This window comes from Pseudomonas sp. PMCC200344 (genome assembly GCF_030053095.1).
In the GTDB taxonomy this organism is placed as follows: Bacteria; Pseudomonadota; Gammaproteobacteria; order Pseudomonadales; family Pseudomonadaceae; genus Aquipseudomonas; species Aquipseudomonas svalbardensis.
Map to the genome: position 1 here is coordinate 5337946 of NZ_CP125618.1, position 22902 is coordinate 5360847.

Annotated in this window: 24 protein-coding genes and 1 other RNA gene; 9 read left to right on the plus strand and 16 right to left on the minus strand. The window is 57.8% G+C overall.

From position 1 onward, the window contains the following. Nucleotide 1: 1 nt before the first annotated feature. The 3 genes from mraZ to rsmI all read right to left on the minus strand — a co-directional run bounded on the left by mraZ (nucleotide 2) and on the right by rsmI (nucleotide 2148). On the minus strand, nucleotides 2–457 hold the full coding sequence (gene mraZ / locus QFW87_RS24360; RefSeq protein WP_008147486.1) for a division/cell wall cluster transcriptional repressor MraZ: 456 nt from the start codon (nucleotides 455–457) through the stop codon (nucleotides 2–4). Between the two features lie 356 nt (nucleotides 458–813). After that, nucleotides 814–1167, minus strand: an RNA gene (gene rnpB / locus QFW87_RS24365) — RNase P RNA component class A. Between the two features lie 75 nt (nucleotides 1168–1242). Next, nucleotides 1243–2148 (minus strand): 16S rRNA (cytidine(1402)-2'-O)-methyltransferase, encoded by a 906-nt coding sequence (gene rsmI, locus QFW87_RS24370; RefSeq protein ID WP_161990822.1) that lies wholly within the window; start codon nucleotides 2146–2148, stop codon nucleotides 1243–1245. Nucleotides 2149–2325: 177 nt separating this feature from the next. Between rsmI and QFW87_RS24375 the strand changes: the two genes are divergently transcribed. The 4 genes from QFW87_RS24375 (at nucleotide 2326) to QFW87_RS24390 (ending at nucleotide 5772) form a co-directional block, all read left to right on the plus strand. Further along, complete coding sequence (locus tag QFW87_RS24375; protein WP_283181607.1) at nucleotides 2326–4137, plus strand: penicillin-binding protein activator; 1812 nt, start codon at nucleotides 2326–2328, stop codon at nucleotides 4135–4137. Then, nucleotides 4137–4499, plus strand: coding sequence for a YraN family protein (locus tag QFW87_RS24380; protein WP_201185765.1), 363 nt, complete (start codon nucleotides 4137–4139; stop codon nucleotides 4497–4499). The genes QFW87_RS24375 and QFW87_RS24380 overlap by 1 nt, the downstream gene beginning before the upstream one ends. Nucleotides 4500–4603: 104 nt before the next feature. After that, nucleotides 4604–5197 (plus strand): phosphoheptose isomerase, encoded by a 594-nt coding sequence (locus QFW87_RS24385; RefSeq protein ID WP_008025961.1) that lies wholly within the window; start codon nucleotides 4604–4606, stop codon nucleotides 5195–5197. Further along, entirely contained in the window at nucleotides 5194–5772 is a 579-nt protein-coding gene (locus tag QFW87_RS24390) for a BON domain-containing protein (RefSeq protein WP_283181608.1), read from the plus strand. The genes QFW87_RS24385 and QFW87_RS24390 overlap by 4 nt, the downstream gene beginning before the upstream one ends. Before the next feature lie 190 nt (nucleotides 5773–5962). Here the strand turns inward: QFW87_RS24390 and QFW87_RS24395 are convergent, their stop codons facing one another. The 7 genes from QFW87_RS24395 to rplM all read right to left on the minus strand — a co-directional run bounded on the left by QFW87_RS24395 (nucleotide 5963) and on the right by rplM (nucleotide 10848). Next, entirely contained in the window at nucleotides 5963–6376 is a 414-nt protein-coding gene (locus QFW87_RS24395) for a ClpXP protease specificity-enhancing factor (RefSeq protein WP_008155980.1), read from the minus strand. A 16-nt stretch (nucleotides 6377–6392) separates the two neighbouring features. Further along, complete coding sequence (locus QFW87_RS24400; protein WP_008155978.1) at nucleotides 6393–7010, minus strand: glutathione S-transferase N-terminal domain-containing protein; 618 nt, start codon at nucleotides 7008–7010, stop codon at nucleotides 6393–6395. A gap of 148 nt (nucleotides 7011–7158) precedes the next feature. After that, nucleotides 7159–7941 carry a cytochrome c1 gene (locus QFW87_RS24405; RefSeq protein ID WP_283189082.1) on the minus strand — a complete coding sequence of 261 codons (783 nt, stop codon included), beginning with the start codon at nucleotides 7939–7941 and terminating at the stop codon, nucleotides 7159–7161. Next, nucleotides 7941–9152: a cytochrome bc complex cytochrome b subunit gene (locus QFW87_RS24410; protein WP_283181610.1), complete on the minus strand. Its 1212-nt coding sequence runs from the start codon at nucleotides 9150–9152 to the stop codon at nucleotides 7941–7943. The genes QFW87_RS24405 and QFW87_RS24410 overlap by 1 nt, the downstream gene beginning before the upstream one ends. Further along, complete coding sequence (gene petA / locus QFW87_RS24415) at nucleotides 9152–9745, minus strand: ubiquinol-cytochrome c reductase iron-sulfur subunit (RefSeq protein WP_007905300.1); 594 nt, start codon at nucleotides 9743–9745, stop codon at nucleotides 9152–9154. The genes QFW87_RS24410 and petA overlap by 1 nt, the downstream gene beginning before the upstream one ends. 267 nt (nucleotides 9746–10012) lie before the next feature. Then, nucleotides 10013–10405 (minus strand): 30S ribosomal protein S9, encoded by a 393-nt coding sequence (gene rpsI, locus QFW87_RS24420; protein ID WP_003216038.1) that lies wholly within the window; start codon nucleotides 10403–10405, stop codon nucleotides 10013–10015. A gap of 14 nt (nucleotides 10406–10419) precedes the next feature. Then, nucleotides 10420–10848, minus strand: a complete 429-nt coding sequence (gene rplM, locus QFW87_RS24425) for a 50S ribosomal protein L13 (protein ID WP_007905295.1) — start codon at nucleotides 10846–10848, stop codon at nucleotides 10420–10422. Between the two features lie 245 nt (nucleotides 10849–11093). On the opposite strand from rplM, the gene QFW87_RS24430 reads away from it, so the two are divergent. Further along, nucleotides 11094–12134, plus strand: a complete 1041-nt coding sequence (locus tag QFW87_RS24430; protein ID WP_283189083.1) for an NADP(H)-dependent aldo-keto reductase — start codon at nucleotides 11094–11096, stop codon at nucleotides 12132–12134. Between the two features lie 104 nt (nucleotides 12135–12238). Here QFW87_RS24430 and QFW87_RS24435 read toward each other — a convergent pair whose 3' ends face one another. Further along, entirely contained in the window at nucleotides 12239–13375 is a 1137-nt protein-coding gene (locus QFW87_RS24435; RefSeq protein ID WP_283189084.1) for an acyl-CoA dehydrogenase family protein, read from the minus strand. A 244-nt stretch (nucleotides 13376–13619) separates the two neighbouring features. On the opposite strand from QFW87_RS24435, the gene QFW87_RS24440 reads away from it, so the two are divergent. Both QFW87_RS24440 and ltrA read left to right on the plus strand, forming a co-directional pair. Continuing rightward, nucleotides 13620–14516: a GlxA family transcriptional regulator gene (locus QFW87_RS24440; RefSeq protein ID WP_173860460.1), complete on the plus strand. Its 897-nt coding sequence runs from the start codon at nucleotides 13620–13622 to the stop codon at nucleotides 14514–14516. 547 nt (nucleotides 14517–15063) lie between these two features. Next, on the plus strand, nucleotides 15064–16380 hold the full coding sequence (gene ltrA, locus QFW87_RS24445) for a group II intron reverse transcriptase/maturase (protein WP_349294100.1): 1317 nt from the start codon (nucleotides 15064–15066) through the stop codon (nucleotides 16378–16380). 100 nt (nucleotides 16381–16480) lie between these two features. Here the strand turns inward: ltrA and zapE are convergent, their stop codons facing one another. The 3 genes from zapE to QFW87_RS24460 all read right to left on the minus strand — a co-directional run bounded on the left by zapE (nucleotide 16481) and on the right by QFW87_RS24460 (nucleotide 19676). Next, the gene (gene zapE, locus QFW87_RS24450) at nucleotides 16481–17575 is read right to left on the minus strand and encodes a cell division protein ZapE (RefSeq protein ID WP_283181613.1); all 1095 of its coding nucleotides are present in this window, start codon (nucleotides 17573–17575) and stop codon (nucleotides 16481–16483) included. Nucleotides 17576–17666: 91 nt separating this feature from the next. Next, nucleotides 17667–19022 carry a tryptophan--tRNA ligase gene (locus QFW87_RS24455; protein ID WP_283189085.1) on the minus strand — a complete coding sequence of 452 codons (1356 nt, stop codon included), beginning with the start codon at nucleotides 19020–19022 and terminating at the stop codon, nucleotides 17667–17669. A gap of 24 nt (nucleotides 19023–19046) precedes the next feature. After that, on the minus strand, nucleotides 19047–19676 hold the full coding sequence (locus tag QFW87_RS24460; protein ID WP_283181615.1) for an alpha/beta fold hydrolase: 630 nt from the start codon (nucleotides 19674–19676) through the stop codon (nucleotides 19047–19049). Nucleotides 19677–19820: 144 nt separating this feature from the next. Here QFW87_RS24460 and QFW87_RS24465 point away from each other — a divergent pair, with 144 nt between their 5' ends. Next, the gene (locus tag QFW87_RS24465; RefSeq protein WP_283181616.1) at nucleotides 19821–20255 is read left to right on the plus strand and encodes a DUF1043 family protein; all 435 of its coding nucleotides are present in this window, start codon (nucleotides 19821–19823) and stop codon (nucleotides 20253–20255) included. 84 nt (nucleotides 20256–20339) lie between these two features. On the opposite strand, the gene QFW87_RS24470 is transcribed toward QFW87_RS24465, so the two are convergent. Beyond that, nucleotides 20340–21056 carry an OmpA family protein gene (locus tag QFW87_RS24470; protein WP_283181617.1) on the minus strand — a complete coding sequence of 239 codons (717 nt, stop codon included), beginning with the start codon at nucleotides 21054–21056 and terminating at the stop codon, nucleotides 20340–20342. A 116-nt stretch (nucleotides 21057–21172) separates the two neighbouring features. Continuing rightward, nucleotides 21173–21817: an MBL fold metallo-hydrolase gene (locus tag QFW87_RS24475; protein WP_056740859.1), complete on the minus strand. Its 645-nt coding sequence runs from the start codon at nucleotides 21815–21817 to the stop codon at nucleotides 21173–21175. 231 nt (nucleotides 21818–22048) lie between these two features. Between QFW87_RS24475 and QFW87_RS24480 the strand changes: the two genes are divergently transcribed. After that, nucleotides 22049–22867, plus strand: coding sequence for a PP2C family serine/threonine-protein phosphatase (locus QFW87_RS24480; protein WP_283181618.1), 819 nt, complete (start codon nucleotides 22049–22051; stop codon nucleotides 22865–22867). Nucleotides 22868–22902 lie beyond the last annotated feature (35 nt).

A 22902-nucleotide genomic window follows, 5' to 3' on the forward strand; every position in this document is an offset into this window, starting at 1 on the left:
GTCACAGGATCAAATCACGCAGTTCATCAGGCATGGCGCCCGGTTGTTGAATGGCAGCCAGGTCAGCGGCAGAAACCGCATCCCAGGCATCCTCGTCCCACAATTGGAACTTGTTGAGTTGGCCTACCAACATCGCGCGCTTATCCAACTTGGCATACTCACGAAGACGCGGCGGAACCAGAAAACGACCACTGCCATCGAGCTCGAGGTCGACGGCATTACCAATCAGTAAACGTTGCAGGCGGCGGTTCTCTTCGCGAAGCGAAGGCAGTGCGCGCAGTTTGGTTTCAATAATTTCCCACTCATCGAGGGGGTAAACACACAAACACGGATCAACGGCATCAATTGTGACGATTAACTGACCGGAACTACGCGAAACGAGCTCGTCACGGTACCGGCTCGGCATAGCGAGACGGCCCTTTGCATCGAGACTGATAGCGTTAGCTCCGCGAAACACGACAGCGTTTCTCCAAATATTAGCGTTTTGAGCTCAAAAAACCCACTTCATGCCACTTTCCGCCACTTGTGCACACTATAGGAATGCGGCCACCGCACCGTCAAGGCGCGGATTAAAGGAAAAGCCTTACAGAACTGAGATTTAGGACCGTATTAGGAGGGGTAAGGAGAATCAGACGTGTAATCCCGCTCAATAACTTGAACCAGCACTGATGGCTGCGCTCGAAAGTTAAAGTAATTTGTTAAGAGTAAGATTTTTTCGGTATTAGGAAAGTGCTTCTGCTGTTGATTCTGTAAGGAGGGAAATTGCTACTACAGGCGCCCTGCTCAATGATTAAAGCAGGTAGGGGGAAAAAGGTGGAGAGTCGATCTGTAAGCCGGGTTCTGTCTTGAACAGTCATTCGTCTACGATGGCCATCACTGGACATCTTTAGCAACCTACCCGGTCCCAGCGCGGGCCACGCCTTGGGACCCTATTTGGTCTTGCTCCAAGTGGGGTTTACCTAGCCACGAACTGTTGCCAGACGTGCGGTGCGCTCTTACCGCACCTTTTCACCCTTACCGGCGCCGAAGCGCTTAGGCGGTTATTTTCTGTGGCACTTTCCGTAGGCTCACGCCTCCCAGGCATTACCTGGCACTTCGCCCTATGGAGCCCGGACTTTCCTCCCCCCCCTAATTTTCATAGAGGGCAGCGACTGTCCGATCGACTCTCCGCCGCGAAGATTAACGGCAGAGCAGCCGAAGGACAAGCGCTAAACGCCTTGGGCTACGCCTGCACGTCGGTTTTTACTCGCCCTTCTGTTTATCCAGCGCGACCTGATAGAGCACATTCTTGCGCTCGCCGGTAATTTGCGCCGCCAACGCTGCGGCTCGCTTGAGCGGCATTTCTTCAAGCAACAGATTCAGAATGCGCATCGCTTCACTGCTGACGGCGTCCTCGGTCTCGGGGGCAGACCAACCCGCCACCAACACCACGCACTCACCGCGCTGCTGATTGCTGTCTGACTCGACGAACTCGCGTAACTCGGCCAGCGGCAAGCCTTTAAGGGTTTCGAAAGTCTTGGTCAGCTCGCGCGCCAGCAACGCAGGACGTTCACCACCAAACACCAACTCCATGTCTTGAAGGCACTCAAGGATCCGGTGCGGGGCTTCATAAAAAATCAGCGTACGCGGTTCTTCCTTTACCAACTCAAGACGGGCACGCCGACCGACAGCCTTGGCCGGTAGGAAACCTTCGAAGATGAAACGGTCCGACGGCAACCCCGCCGCCGACAACGCTGCGATCAACGCGCAGGCGCCCGGAACCGGCACCACATTGATACCCGCAGCACGAGCCTGACGCACAAGGTGATAACCCGGATCGGAAATCAACGGCGTGCCGGCATCTGAAATCAGCGCCACATCGTCGCCGGCAAGCAAGCGAGTGATAAAGCGGCTACCTTCATCCCGCTCATTGTGTTCATGGCAGGCCGCCAGCGGCGTAGGAATACCGAAATGCTGCATCAATCGCTGTGAGTGACGGGTATCTTCGGCGGCGATCAGGGCGACCTCGCGCAGGATTTTCAGTGCACGCGCACTGATATCGTCCAGGTTGCCGATGGGCGTCGCCACCACATAAAGCGAGCCAGCAGCGGAATTCAAAGCACCTGGAGCAGTCAAAGCGCACACCTCATGATCGGTAAAAGCCGCCATTGTAGCGCGTCGCGACGCTCGCGATACGCGCAAGCAACCCTCGGTTTTGCAGCCTTTTGTGCAGTGCCGCAACATTTGCACGTGCTAAATTGATCGATTCACACCAGTAACATCGCGCCCCGGCCAGTGCTTGGGTACAATTCCACGCTAATTTGATCGAGTATCAGGAACACTTACATGATCGCTTGCCTGCGGCTGCTCACTGCCCTCTGCCTCGCTGCCTTGCTGGCGGCTTGCGCCAGCTCGCCCTCCTCCAGCCTTGGCGAACTTCCACGGACCCCGGATGCCAGTATCGAGCAATTGCTCGCACAGGCCGCTCAAAGCAAAGACCCGGAAAAAGCCTCCCTGTTGCGCCTGAGCGCGGCAGACCTGGCCTATCGTCAGGGGAATGCCGGCCAGTCCGCGCAAATCCTGCAACAAGTCCCCGTCGAAACACTCAAGCCTGGCCAACAGGTTTTCGCCAGTACCCTGGCGGCTGAACTGGCCATGGTTCGCAATCAGCCCAAAGCGGCGCTGACAGCCTTGAGTCATCCGAGCCTGCAACGCCTGAGTGAACTGCCGGTTGAGCAACAGGTTCGCACCGGCACCGTCCATGCCCGCGCCCTTGAAGCCGATGGCCAGACGCTGGCCGCCGCACGGGAGCGCATCTTCATCGCGCCAATGCTCGAAGGTGACGCGGCAAGCAAAAACCACGAAGCGATCTGGACCCTGATCGCCTCGCTGCCGACCGATCAATTGCAGCCGAGCGCCACCGACGACCTCGGCGGCTGGATGGGCCTGGCACTGGCGGTGAAAACTGCCGGCACCCTGGAACAGCAGCAAGCCGCGATCGACAACTGGCGCGCACAGAATCCAAAGCACCCGGCCGCCATCCAGTTGCCGCTGCCACTGACCAAGCTCAAGGAACTGGCCAGCCAGCCCCTGAGCAAAATCGCCCTGCTGCTGCCACAGGACGGCCCGCTGGCGTCGGTCGGCAAAGCACTGCGCGAAGGTTTCATGGCAGCTCACTACCAGGCCCAACAAGCCGGGCAGAAGCCGCCAGCCATCGAGCTCTATGACAGCTCGCGCCTGACGTCCCTCGACGAGTTCTATCGCAAGGCTCAGGCCGACGGCGTGCAACTGGTCGTCGGCCCGCTGGAGAAACCTCTGGTCAAACAGCTCAGCGCTCGCCCGCAACTGCCGATCACCACCCTGGCGCTGAATTACAGCGAAGGCGCACAAGGTCCGGCCCAGCTGTTCCAGTTCGGTCTTGCGGCTGAAGACGAAGCCCGTGAAGTGTCCCGCCGCGCTCGCGCCGATGGCCTGCATCGCGCAGCCATCATGGTGCCGAAAGGCGAATGGGGCGATCGCGTCTTGAAAGCGTTCAGCCAGGATTGGCAGGCTAACGGTGGCAGCATCGTCGCTACCGAACGTGTCGACCAACCGGTTCAACTGGCCCAGCAGATCGCCGACATGTTCCAGCTGCGTCAGAGCGAAGGTCGTGCAAAGAGCCTGCAAAGCACCGTTGGCGGGCAGGTAGCCGCCCAGCCTTCGCGCCGTCAGGACATCGAGTTCATCTTCCTGGCTGCAACGCCTCAGCAAGCCCAGCAGATCAAGCCCACCCTGAACTTCCAGTACGCCGGTGATGTGCCGGTTTATGCCACCTCCCACGTGTTCAGCGCCAGCGGCGACGTGAATCAGTACAACGACATGAACGGCATTCGCTTCTGCGAAACCCCATGGTTGCTGGAGGCCAACGATCCACTGCGCAAACAGGTTACCGCTCAATGGCCACAAGCTGCTGGCAGCCTGGGCCGTCTGTACGCGATGGGCGTTGACGCCTATCGCCTGGCACCACGCCTGGGTCAACTCAAGGCTCTGCCGGACAGCCGCATCGAAGGTCAATCGGGCAGCTTGGGCATGACTGCAACCCAGCGAGTCGTGCGTCAGTTGCCATGGGCACAGTTCGTCAGCGGCCAGGTTCAACGCCTGCCGGACACCCCGCGCTGATGCCCGACGGATCACGCCAGCAAAGCGGTAAAGATGCCGAGCGCCATGCGCTCGAACATCTTCAACAACAAGGTCTGCGCCTGCTGGCGCAGAACTGGTTGTGTAAACGCGGCGAGCTTGATCTGGTCATGCTTGATGGCGATACAGTAGTATTCGTTGAAGTCCGCTACAGAAAAAACACTCAATGGGGTGGCGCGCTCGGTAGCATCGATGAGCGCAAACGGCAGAAGCTGATAGTTGCCGCGCAGTATTTTCTTCAGCGCGAGTCGCGTTGGGCCAATTCCCCTTGCCGTTTCGACGTGGTTGCCATCGACAGCAACCTTGATCAGTTGAACTGGTTGCAGAATGCCTTCGACAGCTGATCGCAAGCACCCCGAACCGGACACTTTCACCCAACACTTTTGCTCTTTGCTTTGCGGGCTGCACATTCATGTGCCGAGTAGCCGCGCTAATTAAGGTCACACAGATGGACATGCAATCCCGAATTCGCCAGCTTTTTCAGGCCAGTATCGATACCAAGCAAATGGCGATGGACGTACTTGCACCGCACATCGAGCAAGCCAGCCAAGTGATGGTCAACGCCCTGCTCAACGAAGGCAAAATGCTGTCCTGCGGCAACGGCGGCTCTGCCGGTGATGCCCAGCACTTCTCGTCCGAGCTGCTCAACCGTTTCGAGCGCGAGCGTCCGAGCCTGCCAGCGATTGCGCTGACCACCGACAGTTCGACGATCACCTCGATCGCCAACGACTACAGCTACAACGAAATCTTCTCCAAACAGATCCGCGCCCTCGGCCAGCCGGGTGACGTATTGCTGGCGATTTCCACCAGTGGCAACTCGGCAAACATTATTCAAGCGATCCAGGCCGCACATGATCGCGAAATGATTGTCGTAGCATTGACCGGTCGCGATGGCGGCGGCATGGCATCGCTGCTATTGCCCGAGGACGTCGAGATTCGCGTACCGGCCAACGTCACCGCACGTATTCAGGAAGTCCACCTGCTGGCGATCCATTGCCTTTGCGATTTGATCGACAGCCAACTGTTCGGGAGTGAAGAATGACCCCTAATCGCCTAGGCCTTCTGGCCTTGACCCTGTGCCTCGGCATCAGCGGCTGCACCTCGGTGGTTAACGCCAGCCGTGAAGCACCGATTGAAGATGACCGCGGCACCCGCACCTTCGGCAGTAAGATCGACGACTCTCTGATCGACACCAAGGTCGGCGTGAACATTGCCAAGGCCGATCCAGCCCTGGATAACGACTCGCACATCGTCGTCACCAGCTTCAATGGCATCGTGCTGCTTGCCGGGCAAACCCCGCGCGCAGACCTCAAGGCCAAAGCCGAACAGGCTGCGGCGGCTGTTCAGCGGGTGAAGACGGTTCACAACGAACTGCAGGTTCTGCCACCCTCCGGTTTCCTTGCCCGCCAGAATGACACCTGGCTGACTTCCAAGATCAAGACTCAGATGCTCACCGACCCGAACATCCCGGGCTCGCGCATCAAGGTTGTTACCGAGAACGGCATCGTCTACCTGCTGGGCCTGCTGACCAAACAGGAAGCCGCTCAGGCCACCAACCTGGTGCAAGGCGTTTCCGGGGTGCAGAAGATTGTGAAGTTGTTCGAGTACATCGACTGACACCTACTCACCTGCGATGGCGTCCCTGGATCGCCATTGACCCGTAGGAGCTGTCGAGTGAAACGAGGCTGCATCTTTTGATGTTGCTTTTAAAGATCAAAAGATGCAGCCTCGTTTCACTCGACAGCTCCTACACGTTTGAAGGTGGTGAAGTAACAAAAAAGGCGATCCATCCGGATCGCCTTTTTTGTTACTTCACCACCTTCAAACTCGGTCGACCGCTGGGACGCGGCGGCTCGCTGTCGGGTGGCGGAATATCATCATCCGGCTCGATCTCTTCCTCGTCTTCCATAGGCGATTCCAGATCGAACACCATGCCCTGACCGTTCTCCCGGGCGTAAATACCCAGGATCGATGCGATAGGCACGTACAGGGTGTGCGGCACGCCACCGAAACGCCCTTCGAAGCTGACCGCTTCGTTGTCCATGTGCAGATGACGCACGGCTGCCGGCGATACGTTCAGGACAATCTGTCCGTCACTGGCAAAACCCTGAGGCACCTGCACCGACGGATACTCGGAATTGACCAGCATGTGCGGGGTGCAATCGTTGTCCACAATCCACTCGTAGAGCGCGCGGACCAGATAAGGTCGACTGGAGTTCATAGCGGCTCCTTAAGCCTTAGCGCATATCGCGTTCGACACCAGACAGACTCGCCTGGAAAGCCTCACGCGCAAACGAGCGCTCCATGTAATCAAGCAGCGGCTTGGCAGGCCGCGGCAGTTCAATACCCAGAATCGGCAATCGCCAGAGTATTGGCAATAGGCAGCAATCCACCAGGCTTTGTTCCTCACTGAGGAAAAACGGCTTGTCGGCGAACAACGGCGACACGCCGGTCAGGCTTTCGCGCAGCTCTTTACGAGCCACGACACGGGCTGCTTCCTTGGACCGGGAATCCAGGATCAGATCCACCAGACCACACCAGTCACGCTGAATACGATGAATCAGCAGACGGCTGTTGGCACGCGCCACTGGATAAACCGGCAGTAAAGGCGGGTGCGGGTAACGCTCATCCAGATATTCCATCACCACGGTCGACTCCCACAACGCCAGGTCACGATCGACCAGGGTGGGCAAGCTGCCGTAAGGGTTCACTTCAATCAGTTTAGGCGGCTGGCGACCAGCTTCCACGTAAATGATCTCGGCGCTGACACCCTTCTCTGCAAGTACGATACGCACTCGGTGGGAATAGTGGTCGGCGGGGTCGGAGTAACAGGCCAACCGATTGGTCACGCCCATGGCGGTCCTCCTCGCTTGTTGAAATTATCGGAAACGGAAAAACGCGCGCGCCCAGAGGGCGCCTCCCGTAACGCCTGGATCACCAGGCTCGTTACACCTTCAGAGACGCCCTTGGGCGCGCGCGATTGACAGCAATTTTACAGCAATATCAATGGACGTCTTTCCAGTATTCACGCTTGAGCAAGTAAGCGAATACGAAGAAGAACGCCAGGTACAGCAACACATAGGTACCGATGCGCTGATGCTGCAGCTTCACCGGGTTGGCCGAGTAGGCCAGGAAGGTCACCAGATTCTTGACCTTCTCGTCGAACTGCTCTTCGTTCAGCGTGCCGGTTTTCGGCAATACAGTCAGTTGATCGCAGGCTTCATGCGTCAAAGCGGTGCCGGTCAATGGATCGTATTGCTTTTTGTCGCCTTCGACGATTTGAACTTGTTTACAGCCTACCACCTGACGACCCTGCAGGCCGACCAGAACGTTAGGCATCCCGACGTTCGGGAACACCTTGTTGTTCACGCCCCAAGGACGCGATGGGTCTTCGTAGAAAGATTTCAGGTAACCGTAGAGCCAGTCAGTGCCACGAACACGAGCGACCAATGTCAGATCCGGTGGCGCGGCACCGAACCAGGTCTTGGCATCAGCCGGCTGCATGCCGATGTTCATGTGGTCACCGATCTTGGCGCCAGTTAACACCAGCTTCGACAGCATGAGATCGTGAGGAATGCCCAGATCATCGGCTACACGTTCGTAGCGCTGGAACTTGGCGCTATGGCAACCCATGCAATAGTTGGCAAACGTACGTGCGCCATCCTGCATGGCAGCCTGGTCGGAAACGTCGATATCGACTTTTTCCAGCTCGGGAGCACCCGCTGTCGACGCGAACGAGAACACTGGCATGGCAGCAAGAATCAGTACAGCAAATAGCTTTTTCATCAGCCAGTCACCCTTTCCGGAACCGGTTTGGTCTTCTCGAGCCTGGTGTAGAACGGCATCAGAATGAAGTAGGCGAAGTACAGGAAGGTACATACCTGCGACAGCAACGTACGGCCTGGAGTTGGAGCCAATACGCCCAGCACGCCCAGGATCACGAACGAAATGCAGAACACCCAGAGCCAGATCTTGCTCATCCAGCCTTTGTAGCGCATCGACTTGACGGGGCTACGATCGAGCCATGGCAGGACGAACAGCACAGCGATGGCCGCACCCATGGCGATAACGCCCAGGAGCTTGTCCGGAATCGCTCGCAGAATCGCGTAGAACGGGGTGAAGTACCAGACCGGAGCGATGTGCTCTGGCGTCTTGAAGGCGTTCGCCACTTCAAAGTTCGGCTTCTCGAGGAAGTAGCCGCCCATTTCCGGGAAGAAGAACACGATCGAGCAGAAGATGAACAGGAACACCACCACGCCGACGATATCTTTCACGGTGTAATACGGGTGGAAGGCAATGCCGTCCAGCGGTACGCCGTTTTCGTCTTTGAATTTCTTGATGTCCACGCCGTCCGGGTTGTTCGAACCGACTTCGTGCAGCGCCAGAACGTGCAGCACCACCAGACCGAGGATCACGATCGGCAAGGCAACAACGTGCAGGGCGAAAAAGCGGTTCAGGGTGATACCGGAAATCAGGTAGTCACCACGGATCCACTGAGTCAGATCGTTGCCGATGACCGGGATCGCACCGAACAGCGAGATGATCACCTGGGCCCCCCAGTAGGACATCTGACCCCACGGCAGCAGGTAACCCATGAAGGCTTCAGCCATCAGCGCCAGATAGATCAGCATGCCGAAGACCCACACCAGCTCACGCGGCTTCTGGTACGAACCGTAGAGCAAGCCACGGAACATGTGCAGATAGACCACGATGAAGAACGCCGAAGCGCCGGTGGAGTGCAGCAGACGCAGGATCGAGCCGTACTCGACGTCGCGCATGATGTATTCGACGGATGCAAACGCCTCTTCCGCCGATGGGGTGTAGCTCATGGTCAGCCAGACACCGGTAACGATCTGGTTGACCAGAACGAGCAGTGCGAGGGAACCAAAGAAGTAGAAGAAGTTGAAGTTCTTCGGGGCGTAGTACTTGCTGAGATGGTCTTCCCACATTTTGGTCGCGGGAAAGCGCGCATCAACCCAATCCATGAACTTGCTCATCACGCTTTCTCCGTATCGACGCCAATGACAATGATGTCATCGGTCTCATAGGAATGCGGGGGAACTGGCAGGTTCAAAGGCGCAGGTTGCGACTTGTAGACGCGGCCAGCCAGATCGTAGTGGGAACCGTGGCAAGGGCAGAAATAACCACCTACCCAGTCCTTGCCCAGATCCGCAGGCGCCACTTCTGGACGGAAGGTCGGCGAGCAACCCAGGTGCGTGCAGATACCGATCAGCAGCAGAACCTCTGGCTTGATCGAACGCGTTTCCGGGTCGACATAGGTCGGTTGTGTCGAGTTCTTGGAGGTCGGGTCAGACAGCTGGCCCTCGATCTTTTTCAGATTCCCCAGGATTTCCTCGGTACGGCGGACAATGAACACCGGCTGACCGCGCCACTCAGCAATCATCTGCTGGCCTGGCTCGATTTTGCTGACATTCACCTTCACCGGTGCACCTGCGGCTTTCGCCTTGGCACTGGGAAACCATGACCCCACGAACGGGACCGCAGCCCCCACCGCTCCTGCAGCACCCACCACGGATGTGGCTGCTACCAAGAAGCGACGCCGGCCTGCATTCACGCCGTCATTGCTCATTCAGTCCTCTCCCATCAGCTTTGTGGCCTGTTAAATCAGGCGTCTACTAAGTAAAAATCTGAACTTATAAAAATTTTGCCGAATGGTAATGAAAAGCCCCAATTCTGACAAGGTAATTACCGAGGGGCTCCACTGCCAAGCCTTGCAGTATAGGGCTTCTACGGCTGTGGCAAGTTGTCACAGAGCAATTCTTCGATAACTCACGCCCATAAAAAAACGCCCAGCTTCGCGAGGAAGCTGGGCGTTCTTTTTGAACGTAAAAGCGAATTAACGCTTCGAGTACTGCGGACGCTTACGCGCTTTACGCAGACCAACTTTCTTACGTTCAACTTCACGTGCATCGCGAGTAACGAAGCCAGCTTTGCGCAGAGCGCCACGCAGGGTTTCGTCGTACTGCATCAGTGCGCGAGTGATACCGTGGCGGATTGCGCCAGCTTGACCACTTACACCACCACCGATCACGGTGACGTAGATGTCGAATTTCTCGACAGTCTCAGTCAGTTCCAGCGGCTGACGAACTACCATGCGGGCAGTTTCGCGGCCGAAGAAATTTTCCAGGGTGCGGTTGTTGATGGAGATGTTACCAGTACCCGGACGCAGGAAAACGCGTGCGGTTGCGGTCTTGCGACGGCCAGTGCCGTAATTTTGAGTCGCCGACATAATGAACTATTCCGTTAAAACTTCAGTTCTTGGGGCTGCTGAGCAGTATGAGGGTGTACAGCGCCCGCATAGACTTTCAGCTTACGATACATGTCGCGACCCAGCGGGTTCTTAGGCAGCATGCCTTTGACCGCGGTCTCGATCACGCGCTCAGGGGCTTTAGCAATCAGCTTTTCGAAGTTGATCGACTTGATGCCGCCCGGGAAACCGGAGTGGGAGTAGTAGATTTTGTCGGTGGTTTTAGCACCGGTTACACGAATCTGCTCGGCATTGATAACAACGATGTAATCGCCGGTGTCAACGTGAGGAGTGTACTCAGCTTTATGCTTGCCACGCAGACGGCTCGCGATTTCGGTGGCCAGACGACCCAGGGTCTGACCTGCAGCGTCGACGACAAACCAGTCGCGCTGTACTGTTTCCGGTTTAGCAGTAAAAGTTTTCATTCTTTATAGCCTCAGGGGCCGCCCTGTAAATTAGACGGCGGATCTTACTGAATAGTGCGTACTTTGACAAGTCAAAGGCAGCCGGATACAGACGCTTTCGGGGGCTCGGGTCGGCGCGTCCGTTCAACGGCAAGATTCTTCGGCGGCGGCGCATCACTTCCACTGCAGAAAGAGGTGCGCAATTATGCAGATTGCGAAAAATAATTCAACCTGCTTTTATGATTGTTTTGCCCAAGGAGCACCCGATGGACTATCGACAGCTAGGCCGAACCAATCTGAACGTGAGCGCCATCTGCCTCGGAACCATGACCTGGGGCGAGCAAAACAGCGAGGCTGAAGCCTTCGCCCAGATTGAACGAGCCAAGAGTGCCGGGATCAATTTCATCGATACCGCCGAGATATACCCGGTGCCGCCCAAGGCCGAAACCTACGCCTCCACCGAGCGCTACATCGGCAATTACTTCAAAAGCCGGGGTGATCGCGCCGACTGGATCCTGGCCAGCAAGATCGCCGGCCCCGGCAACACCATCGACTACATCCGCGACAAAAACCTGCGACACAACCGCCAGCACATCACCGAAGCCGTGGACGCCAGCCTCAAGCGCTTGCAGACCGACTACATCGACCTCTACCAGCTGCATTGGCCGGAGCGCAGCACCAATTTCTTCGGTCAGCTCGGTTACAAACACACGACCGAAGCCAACCTCACGCCGCTGGAGGAAACCCTCGAAGCGCTGGACGAACAGGTCAAGGCCGGCAAGATCCGCCACATCGGCCTGTCCAACGAAACGCCATGGGGCACCATGCGTTTCCTCGCCCTGGCGGAAGCCCGTGGCTGGCCGCGCGCTGTGTCGATCCAGAACCCGTACAACCTGCTCAACCGCAGCTTCGAAGTCGGCCTCGCGGAAATCGCCATCCGCGAACAGTGCGGCCTGCTCGCCTATTCGCCGCTGGCGTTCGGTTTCCTGTCGGGCAAGTACGAAGGTGGCGCGCGTCCACCTAAAGGCCGCCTGAGCCTCTACAGCCGCTTCAGCCGCTATTTCAACCCGCAGTCGGAAGCAGCGTGCAGTCGTTATGTGGCACTGGCGCGTGAACACGGCCTGGATCCGGCACAAATGGCGTTGGCGTTCGTTACGCAGCAGCCGTTTGTGACCAGCAACATCATTGGCGCGACGACGATGGAGCAGCTTGAAAGCAATTTAGCCAGCTTCGAGTTGAAGCTGTCGGATGAAGTACTGGAGGGGATTGAGGCGATTCACAAGGATCACCCGAACCCGGCACCTTGATTGATTCATAGGCCCCATCGCGAGCAAGCTCGCTCCCACAGGTACAGCGCAATCCCTGTGGGAGCGAGCCTGCTCGCGAAGGCGTCAGTCCAATCACTGCAAAATCAAAGCGACCGCGCAATAATCTCCTTCATGATTTCATTGGTCCCCGCATAAATCCGCTGCACCCGCGCATCCGCCCACGCCCGGGCGATCGGGTATTCCCACATAAAACCGTAACCGCCATGCAACTGCACGCACTCGTCGAGCACCTTGCATTGCAGGTCAGTGCCCCAATACTTGGCCATCGCCGCGGTCGGCACGTCGAGCTTGCCTTGCAGGTGCAGCTCCAGACAACGATCGACAAAGACCCGACCGATCTGAATCTCGGTCGCCATCTCCGCCAGTTTGAAGCGGGTGTTCTGGAAGTCGGCGATCGCCTTGCCAAATGCCTTGCGCTCGCGGGTGTATTCCAGCGTCCATTGCAGCGCTGCTTCAGCCGAAGCCAGCCCGCCGACGGCAACGGTAAGACGCTCTTGTGGCAATTCCTGCATCAGGTACGCGAAGCCCATCCCGGCCTGCCCCAACAGGTTTTCCTTTGGCACACGCACGTCCTGGAAGAACAGCTCCGAGGTGTCCTGTGCTTTCATGCCGACTTTTTCCAGGCGTTTGCCCTTGGCGAAGCCTGGGGTGTTGGCCTCCACCAGAAACAGGCTGGTGCCTTTCGCGCCGGCCTTTGGATCGGTCTTGGCCACGACAATCACCAGGTCAGCGAGAAAGCCGTTGGTGATGAAGGTCTTCGAACCGTTGATCACATACTCGTCGCCATCGAGCACCGCGGTGGTTTTCACCCCTTGCAGGTCGGAACCGGCACCCGGCTCGGTCATGGCAATCGCCGTGACCATCTCGCCAGACACCAGTTTCGGCAGGTATTTGTGTTTCAGCGCTTCACTTCCGTAATGCAGGATGTAAGGCGCGACGATGTCCGAATGCAGGGAAAAACCGATACCGGTCAGGCCGAGACGACCGACCTCTTCGATCACCACCGCACTGTAGAGAAAGTCCGCCCCCAGGCCGCCGTATTCTTCCGGCAGATGCGAGCACAACATCCCCGCCTCCCCTGCCTTGTTCCAGAGTTTGCGGTCGATATAGCCTTGTTTTTCCCACTGCCCATGGAACGGCACGGCCTCTTTTTCGAGGAACGTTCGCACGCTGTCGCGAAAAAGTTCGTGCTCGGAGCTGAACAAGGTTCTGGGGATCATGCGGCACCTGTCGTTATTGTTAGCCGGAATTGACCTTCAGAGACTATGCCTCGCATCCGATACAGGACACTGGACACATCCGACAAAAAATAAGACGATCCAGCCGTCTGGTGACCACTTTCCCCTATAAGAATAAAGTTGAATTATGTCTAACCAAGTCTCCACGCCCTTGCGGCGCGTCAGCATCCTGGCTATCGACCGGGTTTTCGCTTCCACCCTCATGCAAGCCAAGGATTTCTTCCATCTGGCCAGCCTGCGTTACGGCAAACAACTGGGCCAAGGCCTGACTCCAGCGTTCGAAACCCGTCTGGTCAGCCCCGACGGCAAACCGGTGAACAGCTTCAGTGACGTGATCATGCCGGTGGACGGCGGCCTGGAAAACGCCGACATCATTGTCCTTCCAGCCTTCTGGGACGATTTCGACACCCTTTGCCAACGTTATCCACAGGTCCTGCCCTGGCTGCGTCAGCAACATGCTCGCGGCGCAGTGCTCTGCGGCGAGGCCACCGGGGTGTTCTGGCTGGCCGAGGCCGGACTGCTCGACGGCAAGGAAGCGACCACTTACTGGCGCTTCTTCAATGCATTTGCCGAACGCTTCCCACGGGTTCAGCTCAATCAGGACAAGCACCTGACCGATGCCGACAACCTGTATTGCGCTGGAGGAACCACCTCGGCCTGCGACCTTTACATTTACCTGATCGAACGCTTCTGCGGCGCCAACGTGTCTCAGGCCGTGGCGCGGGACATTCTCTATGAAGTGCAGCGCAGCTACTCGCCAGGACGAATCGGTTTCGGCGGTCAGAAGCTGCACCAGGATGTGATCATCCTGCAGATCCAGCACTGGCTCGAAGAACACTTCGCCGACAAATTCCGTTTCGAAGACGTGGCTCGCGAACACGGCATGAGCATCCGCAATTTCATGCGGCGCTTCCAGACCGCCACCGGCGACAAGCCGCTGCATTACCTGCAACGACTGCGCATCGAAACCGCCAAGGGCTTGCTGTCCGGCAGCCGCAAGAGCATCAAGACCATCAGCTATGAAGTCGGTTACGACGATGCAAGCTTCTTCGCTCGGTTGTTCCGCCAGCACACGGAGTTGTCGCCAAACCAGTATCGACAGCAGTTCCAGCAAGCTGCGTAGGCAGCTGACACAACACAAACCAATGTGGGAGCGGGCTTGTGGTGAGCCTCAGGATTCGGGCACAAGGATCTTCAGCGCACAAAAAAGGGCCTGCATTTGCAGGCCCTTTTTTATTGTGCGCCCAGCATGGGCGCAATCTTGTGGGTGAAAGTCCCGCCGTAAGCTGACCACAGCGAACGAAGTGAAGCGCAACTGCATGAGGGTGACCGAGTGTGGGGAGGAAGCGTGAATCGAAACCGCGAGCCGATGGACAAGAACCGGATATAAGGCGAAGCCGATCAGGGCGAGCGGGCCATAAACCGCGAAGCTCTTGTGGTCAAAGATCAGGCTGCGTAAATCCGGCGGTTGTGCGGGGAAGGATTGCGTTCTTACCTGGGGAGATCTCGCCTCGTGCCTGAAAGGGCGACGGTGCAAGCCGGAGCGAGAAGTCAGCAGAGGCCGTAGTAGTCATCTTTTTTTTTTTGACGAAGGGCCGAACGAGAGAAAGCGTTATAGGCCATGTTGATGCGAACGACCGGAAGTCAGATGCCTGCCAAACGCGGGGCGGATGGAGACTGCGAACGGTGAAGCCGTGAGAAGCTCCGTCAGCGACGAGGTCAATCGCCCGCAAGATGAATCCGACAACGCAGGGCAAGGGCTGCTGGAACGGGCCTTTGCGAGAGAAAACCTGAAACGGGCATGGAAGCGAGTCAAGGCCAACAAGGGTGCTGCGGGAGTCGACGGTCTGGACATTGAACAGACGGCCGAACATTTGCTGACCCGTTGGCCTGCGATTCGCGAACAGCTTCTTTCAGGTGCCTACCGGCCCAGTCCGGTGCGGCGAGTGGTGATTCCCAAGCCTGACGGCGGTCAACGTGAGTTGGGTATTCCGACGGTCACCGACCGTTTGATCCAACAGGCGTTGCTGCAAGTCTTGCAGCCGTTGCTTGATCCAACCTTCAGTGAACACAGCTACGGTTTTCGTCCGGGACGTTGTGCGCAGGACGCCGTGTTGGCGGCTCAGCGCTACGTGTCCTCGGGTCGAAAAGTGGTAGTGGATGTTGATCTGGAGAAGTTCTTCGACCGGGTCGATCACGACATTTTGATTGACCGTCTACGCAAACGGATCGCGGATCAGGCGGTTATTCGACTGGTTCGGGCGTATCTGGATGCGGGAGCGCTGATCAATGGCGTGGTCGAGAAAAGCCGCTGCGGGGCGCCGCAAGGTGGCCCGTTATCGCCGTTGCTGGCGAACGTGCTGCTGGACGAAGTGGATCGGGAGCTTGAACGCCGAGGCCATTGCTTTGTGCGCTATGCCGACGATGCGAATGTGTATGTTCGCAGCCGCAGGGCTGGGCAGCGGGTAATGGCCCTGCTGAGACGGTTGTACGAAAAGCTGCACTTGAGCGTCAACGAGAGCAAGAGTGCAGTGACGAGCGCATTGGGTCGCAAGTTTCTGGGATACGCCTTCTGGGCATCTGCACAAGGCGTCAAAAGAGCAGTGGCGGTCAAGGCGCGCAAGCAGTTCAAGCAACGGATACGCGAGCTTACTCGTCGCTCAGGCGGTCGCAGTCTGCGACAAGTCGTCGAAAATCTACGCCCTTATCTCTTGGGCTGGAAAACTTACTTTGGGTTGTCACAAACACCGAAAATCTGGCGAGAGCTGGACGAATGGATACGACACCGATTGCGAGCGATCCAGCTTAAGCAGTGGAGGCGTGGACCGACGATCTACCGCGAACTGAGGGCGCTGGGAGCCAGCAGCCAATCGGCCCGGAAAGTGGCGGCCAACTCGTATAGCTGGTGGCGTAACAGCCGATTTGAGCTGAATCGAGTGTTGAATATAGCGTGGTTCGACAGGCTGGGACTGGTGCGACTCTCATAACCTCAATCTCTCGAACCGCCCGGTGCGGACCCGCATGCCGGGTGGTGTGGCAGGGGAGCGGCCTATGAAGGCTGCCCCCTATGCCGATTTCCGAAATGTCCTACGGCTTATGCGCCCGGGACAGGAATTCGTGAGACTGCATTTCCAGCAGACGGCTGAGCGTGCGCTGGAACTCGAAGTTCAGGCGACCACCGGTGTAGAGGTCTTTGAGCTCGACTTCAGCGGAAATGATCAGCTTCACGTTGCGATCGTAGAACTCGTCGACCATGTTGATAAAGCGTCGGGCGATGTCGTCGGTGGTGACGCTCATCTGCTCGACACCGCTGAGCAACACAGCGTGGAAGATCTTGCCAAGTTCGATGTAATCGTTCTGGCTGCGCGGGCCGTCGCAGAGTTCGCGGAAGTCGAACCAGGCCACGTCATCGCAAGTGCGCAAGGCACGGATTTCGCGGTTCTCGATCATCAGCACATCGTTCTCGATGGCTGCCGTGCATTCCGGCGTCAAGGCGCGGAAGCTCTTGCGCAGGCTTTCGTGGGACGCATCATCCAGCGGAAAGTGGAACAGCTCCGCTTGCTCAAGGTGACGCAGACGATAATCGACGCCGCTGTCGACGTTGACGATGTCGGTATTCTGCTTGATCAGCGCAATCGCCGGCAGGAAGCGCGCACGTTGCAGGCCGTCCTTGTACAGACCGTCCGGCACGATGTTCGAAGTCGCGACCAGGGTCACGCCGTTCTTGAACAGCTCTTCCATCAGCGTGCCGAGGATCATCGCGTCGGTGATGTCGGACACGAAGAATTCATCGAAACAAATCACCCGGGCTTCGTCGGAGAAGCGCTTGGCGATGATGGTCAGCGGGTTTTTCTCGCCGCCAAGGGTCTTCATCTCTTCGTGCACACGCTTCATGAAGCGGTGGAAGTGAGTGCGGACCTTTTCCTTGAACGGCAGCGCTTCGAAGAAGGTGTCGACCAGATAAGTCTTGCCGCGACCGACGCCGCCCCAGAAGTACAGACCCTTGACCGGTGCCGCGTCTTTCTTGCCAAACAGTTTGCCGAACAGGCCCGGTTTGCTGTGCGAGGCCGCGACCAGATCGTCGTACAGGCGCTGCAAATGGCGCACCGCAGTTTCCTGCGAAGCGTCATGGAAGAATTCCGGGCGTTTCAGATCAGCTTGATATCGTTCTAGGGGCGTCATAATTCGTTAGCAAGGCAACAAAAACGGGCCGTCACTGTAGCGACGGCCCGTGGGAATGGCAATCGGCCCTTGGTCGGGCCGAGCCGCTGATTTATTCCTGGACCGGCGTCAAGGCCACACGCAAGGCGTCGATGGCGACGTCGCGAGCAGCGCTGTCGGCGAAGGCCGGGCTGTCGCCGACGCACTCGCCTTCCAGCCAGACGCTGAAGCTCAGGTCTTCGCTGCGCACGTCCAGAGGCTGGCCGGCTTGCAACTGCTTGGTCACCTGACCGGCGGTTTTACCGTCGCCAAAGTTGCGCGACAGCAACAATTGCTCGCCATCGGCCGCCAGCAGACGGAAGCGGAAGCTGCCATCGTCTTCACGAAAACTGACGAAACGCGCGGCTTTCGCGGCTTTCTTCTTGGTGGTGGCCGCGACTTGGGTCTGGGCAACGAAAGAGCGCAGGCCGACCGCTTCACGCAGTTCGTGAAGGAACGGCGTCGCAACGGAGCGGGCCTTTTTCGCGCCGATCTGCAAGATATCTTCCAGGTCTGCCGGGCGTTCGATCAACCGGTGATAGCGCTCGCGGGACTCGCCCAGTTCGCTGTCGAGCAGTTGGAACAGACGATTTTTCGCCTCGCCCCAACCCAGGCCCTGCAACAATTCGCTGCGGAATTCGTCGGCCTGCGCTGGGGTGGCGAAGGCCTGGAACAAAGTGAACAGGTGCGAGTTGTCCGGATCTTTGGCTTCGCCCGGCGCGCGGGAATCGGTGACGATCCGCGAAATCGCGTCCTTCATTTCCTTGGCGCTGCTGAACAACGGAATGGTGTTGTCGTAGCTCTTCGACATCTTGCGACCGTCGAGGCCTGGCAGCGTGGCGACGCTTTCTTCGATCAGCGCCTCAGGCATGGTGAAGAATTCTTTGCCCTGACCGAACAGATGGTTGAAACGCTGGCCGATGTCACGGGCCATTTCCACGTGCTGGATCTGGTCACGACCGACCGGCACCTTGTGAGCGTTGAACATCAGAATGTCCGCGGCCATCAGCACCGGGTAGCTGTACAAGCCCATGGTGATGCCAGCGTCCGGGTCTTCGCCGGTTTCAACGTTCTTGTCCACCGAAGCCTTGTAGGCGTGGGCGCGGTTGAGCAGGCCCTTGGCGGCAACACAGGTCAGTAGCCAGGTCAGCTCGGGAATTTCCGGGATGTCGGACTGGCGATAGAAGGTTACGCGGTCCACATCCAGGCCACCGGCCAGCCAGGTCGCGGCGATTTCCAGACGCGAGCGCTGGATGCGCAGCGGGTCATCGCATTTGATCAGGGCGTGGTAGTCGGCCAGGAAGTAGAACGAATCGGCATTGCTGTCACGGCTGGCGATGATCGCCGGACGGATAGCGCCGGCGTAGTTGCCCAGGTGCGGCGTGCCGGTGGTGGTGATGCCGGTGAGGATACGGGTACGAGTCGTCATGGGTAATCGCTTGTCAGACTGCAATCAATTCGAAAGACGCGGCAGGATCAGATCCTTGAGATCGGTCAGCTTGCCATGAAAAAAGTGTCCGCATTCTGCCACTTTCAGCAGCTCATGGGGGCGCTCGAGTTTCGAGGACCAGTCGTAGACGGCTTGCGGATCGATGACTTCGTCGGTTTCCGGCTGGATCAGGGTCAGCTCGCCTTGCTGCGGCAGTTGATCCTGATCGCCCAGGCGCATGACCGCTGGCGCAACCATGAACAAATGCTTGAGCTGTTCGCCCTTGGCTTCCAGTCGTCCGCCGAGACTTGCTGCAACAAAACCGCCGAAGGAGAATCCGAACAGCGTCAGCGGCAACTCGGGGTGTTTGGCTCGTAGCCATTCGGCCACCGCCTGGGCATCATCGACTTCGCCCGTGCCCATATCGTGGGTGCCTTCACTGGCACCCACGCCGCGATAATTGAAACGCAAAGTAATCAAACCGGCATCGCGCGCGGTGCGCTGCAAGGTCGAGACGACTTTGTTGAGCATGGTGCCGCCCTGCACCGGGTTCGGGTGGCAGATCAGCGCAACGCCGCGCGGCTGCTCATTATCCAGATACAAAGCTTCCAGTTGACCGACCGGGCCATCAATCACTACAGGGGTTTCGCGCATAAGCAAGGAAGGAACTCCGTGACCTCGAATCGGGTCGACTCGTCTAGCAAATTGTCTGTGCCAATCTATTGCGAGTGAATCGCGGTATACAGCGCAGGTTCGAGCCGTTAACGTAAAGCAAAGCCGTTTATAGAGGAAGGACTCGTGGAACACTCGCTCTTAGTTTGGTTGTTGCCGACTCTTGCCCTGGTTGTGGGTGTCGCCATTGGTTTCCTGATCGCTCGCCTGGTGCCGAATGCCGCTCCTAGCAGCACACAACGTCAGCTGGATGACGTTCAGGAACGTTTCGACAGTTATCAGAACGAGGTGGTCACCCACTTCAACAGCACTGCAACACTGGTCAAGAAGCTGACTCAGAGCTATCAGGAGGTGCAGGATCACCTCGCCGAGGGTGCTAACCGCCTGGCCCTGGACGAGCAAACCCGCCAACGCCTGCTGGCCTCCCTGCACGCCGACGCGGCAGTGGCCCCACGGGAACGCCTGACGCCGCCGCGCAATCAGGAGCCGCCTCGTGATTACGCCCCCAAAGCCCCGAACGCGCCGGGCATGCTCGATGAGCATTACGGCCTGAAGAAGTAATCAGGTTTCGCGCGATACAAAAAAGCCCGCCCGATCTGTTAAGGATCGGGCGGGCTTTTTTACGCCTGGGGTTCAGTCAGGCTGTTACTGGTACTGCTGAGTCGGTTGCTGATACTGCTGACCCGGAATCGCCTTCAGGTTGACCTCGACCCGGCGGTTCTGCGCCCGACCATTGACGTCACCGTTGCTGGCAATCGGGTTATCCGGGCCGGCACCGCGAGCCGACAGGTTGGCACCGCTCACGCCCTGAGACGTCAGGTAAGTGGCCACGCTCTGGGCGCGACGCTGGGACAGGTCCATGTTGTGCTGGCGGCTGCCGGTGCTGTCGGTGAAACCGACGATCTCGATCTGGTTCTGACTGAACTCCTTGAGCGAGCCTGCCAGATTGTTCAGCGGCTGGTAGAAACTCGACGCGATGTTCGCCGAATCGGTAGCGAAGGTGATGTTGCCCGGCATGATCAGTTTGATCTGATCCCCCTGGCGCTGCACTTCCACCCCGGTGTTGGCCATGCTGGCGCGCAGCTTCTTCTCCTGCTGGTCGGCGTAATACCCGTAACCAGCGGCGGAAGCACCGACAACGGCAGCGCCAATCAGCGCGCCCTTGCCACGGTTGTCGTGACCGATGGCGGCACCGGCCAACGCACCGGCCAGAGCGCCGAGGCCGCCGTATTTGGCGGTTTTACTCATGCCCGTGGAACCACCGTCGGCCTGGCCCTGGTTGTCGTAAGGGTTAGGTGAGGCGCAGCCAGACAGCAAGGCCACAGCCGTAGCGACAATAATCAAACGCTGCTTGGTGAACATGAAGAGCTCCTACTTTTTGCATTCTGTGGTGCAACGGACTAAGGCATTAAACCTTCGCGGGCGTTGGATCATTGCAGATGAAAATAATTCCGCCACGCCCCTCACAACGTTAGAAATCACGCCCGCACAAAAGGGTTCTCGCGCATTTCATCGCCCAGACGCGTGTCGGGACCATGCCCGGTTACCACCGTCGCCTCTTCGTCGAGGGTATACAGCCGCTGCTTGATCGACCGCACGATGGTCGCCTGATCGCCACCCCACAAATCCGTGCGCCCTACCCCGCGACGAAACAACGTGTCACCGGCAATCAGCAGCTTAGCCTCTGAAAACCAAAAGCTCATGGAGCCCGGCGTATGACCTGGCGTGTGCAACGCTACGCCGCAACCGCACGCCAGTTCTTCATCATCGGCCAACCAGCGATCCGGCGACGGCACCGGCGTGTAAGGCACACCGAACATCTGGCACTGCATCTCCAGGTTGTCCCAGAGAAATTGATCTTCTTTATGCAAATGCAGGGTTGCGCCGGTTTTCTCCTTCAACTGACCGGAAGCCAGGAAGTGATCGAGGTGCGCATGGGTATGAATGATGCTGACCACTTTCAGGCCTAGAGCGTCGAGCCGCGCGAGGATCAGTTCGTGATTACCGCCCGGATCGACCACGATGGCCTTTTTGGTGATCGGGTCGCCGATGATCGTGCAGTTGCACTGCAAAGGGCCGACGGGGAAGGTTTCGCGGATGAGGGCTGTATTCGGGGTTTGCATGGGTTTAATCCTGGTGCCAAGGCTGGGTACTGCGGTTGTGATCCGCAAAATTGATAGGTTATCCTCGCGCCGCGCCTATTTTGAAACAAGACGGCAGGAAGCCAATGCCCGGTTCAAACGACTCTAGAAGCGTTTTTTAACGCTCAGCCCAAAAAGGATAATCCCATGCAAGAAGACTATCTCCTTCGTCAGGACATTAAAGGTATCGAAGCCTGGGCACAGGTCTGAACCATGCCTGAGATCCCGGTAGACTTCAGCTGTAAAACGACCTGCGCGTTTGTGGCAGGACGCTCGCACCTCAAGACTCAAACGCCTTGCCAGGACTATGTCGCGGCCAGAGAGTCCAACGAGGTGACCTGCATTTCATTGGCCGATGGGGCTGGCTCCAGAGCCAAATCCGAAATCGGCGCTCAAGTAGCGGTCACGGCTACCCTGGCCTTTGTCTGCAAAAACTTTGAAAGCCTCTGGCAAAACATGGACAAACACAACGCGAAGGCAGCCCAGCGACTGGTTAATCGCTGCCTGGACGCGTTCAGACGCAAATCTGCAAAGCTTGGCGGCGATATCAACGACCTGGCTTCTACCTTGTCGTTCGTCGCTTACTCACGAGGCCGCTACCTGGCAGGTCACTTGGGCGATGGCGTCATCGCAAGCGTTGATGCGGACGGACAACTTCTGGTCCTTTCTCATCCAGAAAATGGCGAGTCGGCCAATACCGCCCCGTTGCTGACTGACCATAAAGCGGCGTCGCGGCTCAGGTTGTACCGTGGGCAAATCGAAGCCACGACTGGCTTCGCGATCATGAGCGACGGCACCACAGAAAGCCTCTATGACAAATCCAGCGGCGTCCCCGCCCCGGCGATCCAAAAGCTGCTGGAATGGAATGCAACGTTGCCCAGAAAAAAAATGAAGGAAGTGTTGGGTGATAATTTGCAACAGTCCATTGCCAGTAAAACCGGAGATGACTGCTCCATAGGCTTACTGTCGATCCTGAAGCACTCCGTCGACGTGGGGCAGTCATCCGGAGTGACTGTCTCAGAGGAGAAATGACCGAAAACTTCTGATCGCAAGGCCCAACTTGTTTC

Bases quoted from the DNA above. Each gene is read 5' to 3' on its own strand.
- rsmI (WP_161990822.1), bottom strand. From the start codon at position 2,148: ATGGCGGCTTTTACCGATCATGAGGTGTGCGCTTTGACTGCTCCAGGT.
- QFW87_RS24375 (WP_283181607.1), top strand. From the start codon at position 2,326: ATGATCGCTTGCCTGCGGCTGCTCACTGCCCTCTGCCTCGCTGCCTTG.
- QFW87_RS24380 (WP_201185765.1), top strand. From the start codon at position 4,137: ATGCCCGACGGATCACGCCAGCAAAGCGGTAAAGATGCCGAGCGCCAT.
- QFW87_RS24385 (WP_008025961.1), top strand. From the start codon at position 4,604: ATGGACATGCAATCCCGAATTCGCCAGCTTTTTCAGGCCAGTATCGAT.
- QFW87_RS24390 (WP_283181608.1), top strand. From the start codon at position 5,194: ATGACCCCTAATCGCCTAGGCCTTCTGGCCTTGACCCTGTGCCTCGGC.
- QFW87_RS24395 (WP_008155980.1), bottom strand. From the start codon at position 6,376: ATGAACTCCAGTCGACCTTATCTGGTCCGCGCGCTCTACGAGTGGATT.
- QFW87_RS24400 (WP_008155978.1), bottom strand. From the start codon at position 7,010: ATGGGCGTGACCAATCGGTTGGCCTGTTACTCCGACCCCGCCGACCAC.
- QFW87_RS24405 (WP_283189082.1), bottom strand. From the start codon at position 7,941: ATGAAAAAGCTATTTGCTGTACTGATTCTTGCTGCCATGCCAGTGTTC.
- QFW87_RS24410 (WP_283181610.1), bottom strand. From the start codon at position 9,152: ATGAGCAAGTTCATGGATTGGGTTGATGCGCGCTTTCCCGCGACCAAA.
- petA (WP_007905300.1), bottom strand. From the start codon at position 9,745: ATGAGCAATGACGGCGTGAATGCAGGCCGGCGTCGCTTCTTGGTAGCA.
- rpsI (WP_003216038.1), bottom strand. From the start codon at position 10,405: ATGTCGGCGACTCAAAATTACGGCACTGGCCGTCGCAAGACCGCAACC.
- rplM (WP_007905295.1), bottom strand. From the start codon at position 10,848: ATGAAAACTTTTACTGCTAAACCGGAAACAGTACAGCGCGACTGGTTT.
- QFW87_RS24430 (WP_283189083.1), top strand. From the start codon at position 11,094: ATGGACTATCGACAGCTAGGCCGAACCAATCTGAACGTGAGCGCCATC.
- QFW87_RS24435 (WP_283189084.1), bottom strand. From the start codon at position 13,375: ATGATCCCCAGAACCTTGTTCAGCTCCGAGCACGAACTTTTTCGCGAC.
- ltrA (WP_349294100.1), top strand. From the start codon at position 15,064: ATGGAGACTGCGAACGGTGAAGCCGTGAGAAGCTCCGTCAGCGACGAG.
- zapE (WP_283181613.1), bottom strand. From the start codon at position 17,575: ATGACGCCCCTAGAACGATATCAAGCTGATCTGAAACGCCCGGAATTC.
- QFW87_RS24455 (WP_283189085.1), bottom strand. From the start codon at position 19,022: ATGACGACTCGTACCCGTATCCTCACCGGCATCACCACCACCGGCACG.
- QFW87_RS24460 (WP_283181615.1), bottom strand. From the start codon at position 19,676: ATGCGCGAAACCCCTGTAGTGATTGATGGCCCGGTCGGTCAACTGGAA.
- QFW87_RS24470 (WP_283181617.1), bottom strand. From the start codon at position 21,056: ATGTTCACCAAGCAGCGTTTGATTATTGTCGCTACGGCTGTGGCCTTG.
- QFW87_RS24475 (WP_056740859.1), bottom strand. From the start codon at position 21,817: ATGCAAACCCCGAATACAGCCCTCATCCGCGAAACCTTCCCCGTCGGC.
- QFW87_RS24480 (WP_283181618.1), top strand. From the start codon at position 22,049: ATGCCTGAGATCCCGGTAGACTTCAGCTGTAAAACGACCTGCGCGTTT.